This window comes from Bacteroides sp. 3_1_23 (genome assembly GCF_000162555.1).
Taxonomy (GTDB): Bacteria; Bacteroidota; Bacteroidia; order Bacteroidales; family Bacteroidaceae; genus Bacteroides; species Bacteroides ovatus.
In genome coordinates, this window is sequence record NZ_GG774951.1 from 1 (window position 1) to 2,210 (window position 2,210).

General features: G+C 37.4%; 1 protein-coding gene. It reads right to left on the reverse strand.

The annotated features are described in order from the left end of the window. Positions 1-30: 30 nt before the first annotated feature. Positions 31-1,698 (reverse strand): ISL3 family transposase, encoded by a 1,668-nt coding sequence (locus HMPREF9010_RS11205; RefSeq protein ID WP_008649335.1) that lies wholly within the window; start codon positions 1,696-1,698, stop codon positions 31-33. Positions 1,699-2,210: the final 512 nt, after the last annotated feature.

Consider the following 2,210-nt stretch of genomic DNA (forward strand, 5'->3'; position numbering starts at 1 on the left):
GGTTCTTCGTCAAATTTGGTGGTACTTCTTCTATTGTGAATAAATAATCTTCGCTCTCAGTAGTTTAATTCCTGCCCTATTGTACATCTGTCTTTTTACCGCTTTAATTTTATTCACTGTCCCCTCCAGTAATCCGTTACTGAAGGGGATATCAATAGCTGCCTGTACTGCCTCCCAGTCTTTTTCAATACCATATGCAAAGTTCGTCAGTGCCATATTCCGTGTTGCCTTCGCTTTTTCAATCCACTTTCTAATATCCTTATCATAAGTGTTCCCATTAATCATATCTCTGAAATTCTGACACACGCTTAAAAGTTCTTTAATCTGCGGTGAGGACTTATACAGTTCCGCTAGTTTAGGATTATCCGATTCTCCCTTTAGAATGTATTTGCGTATCTGATTCTGTGAAACTCTCTGTATTTTACTTCTGTTTTCAATGCTCTCATTATGCTCCTTGACTTCCTTCCTCTTTTGTTGATACCTTTTTCGCAAGCTGGATGTTATCCTTCCAATAAGTGCGCCACTGATTTTACTCCCCATTTTTTGTGCCAATATTTTTCGAGTAATACAGCCCGCACTAATGATTGTAGCCAGTTCGGATACATATTTAAGAGCTGTCTTCTGTTGCTCATTCAAGTATGCCCCTATTCTTCTGTTGTGAATAATCTTATAAATGTAGCGACTTTTCTTACCCAAATGTGTGGCTGTCTGCTCAATGGTCATCCCCTGCATTTTTAAGTTCAAGCTTTCCCTGTATATCTTCAATTTTTCTCTGTGTCGGACATCTCCCATGTTAAATATGTCCTGAAGAATTAACGAAGAAGCCGTGTCTCTGTCAGGATATTCGTATTTGAGCTTTTTCTTGGTCTGACGGATTATTTTCTCTATTTCCGGTATCATCGTGTCCGTCATATTCTTGATTAGATGGAATCGGTCGCAGATTTGTGTAACACCAGGAATTATTCTGTTTATAGCCTCTGTGAAACATCTTCCACGGTCTCTCGTTATATATTGTATTTGAGGATTCCGGATGAGCCAGTTATCAAGTGCTTCTCCGTTTCTATCCTCTAACAAAGCAATAGGTATGTGTGTCATCTGGTCTACGACCACACTCATATAATCCTTACCTTTTTTATAGGCAAAATCATCAATACCTACATAAATACTTTTATTATGCATAGGATTGTGTTGTCCGCACTGTTGTAGGATGCGTAAGCAGGAAGAACTACTGGCTGTTATATGGAACAGTTGCAAAAGAGAAGAGGCCTTTCGGGAAGTAAGTTCCAAACTTATCGATCTGATACGTTCCTCAACAAGATAGCTCCGTCTACCATACCGACGAGCCAGAAAAGACAACGGTTCGCAGAATATTTTTTGTGGACAAGAAACATTGTCACAATAATATTTGCCAACCTTGATGACTAACTCCAAAGTATGACCGTAAACTTCAAGATCCTCAATATGACGGGAGTAGTAACTGTGCAATCGGTGACTGAAATGTCCGCAATAAGGACAGGAAGCCCCTTTGCCAGCCGTATGTAGAAAGACCGTCAATGAGCCAACAGCTTCAGAGATACCATCTTGTTGCAGATTATCGTAGCCAAGACTGAATCTGAAATCATGGAATAATCCCCTATTTGTAGGAGCATTTTCTTTTTTTGATGTATATTTGTACGTTGTAGATATGACTTGTTGCATTGTAACTCTTAATGATGTGGTGTCTTTAAAGTTACTAAAAAGCAAACATATCTACAACTTTTAATAGGATTAAGAAAGAAGAAGACAGTTGAAATAAAAAAGAGATTACCACCAAATTTGACGAAGAACCTGATTTTTCATTTTCATTTCTCATGTTCTCATAAGTTGTATGGTATTTGTTTGTAAATCAATAATATAATGCTATGAGAAATAAACTGTAAAATGGTATTTCTCATAGTATTTCCATCATTTATCCTTAAAAAAGCTGCATTTCTCATCGGTTTCAACTCATTTTTCCTCTTATTCTCATACTCCTTTTATCTGTTTTGCTTATTTCTCATGCATGATGGCTGCAGCTTTTCCCGAACTCTCGCCGGACTTACGATTATTCCTTTCCTTATGTTGTTTATTAATTCAACTTCCTATTGTTTACTTGCTTTCCTNTGTATCATTCACCTTATATCTTACTGTTTTCCTTACTCATTGCCATTTCTTCCTGCTACTATCTGTAT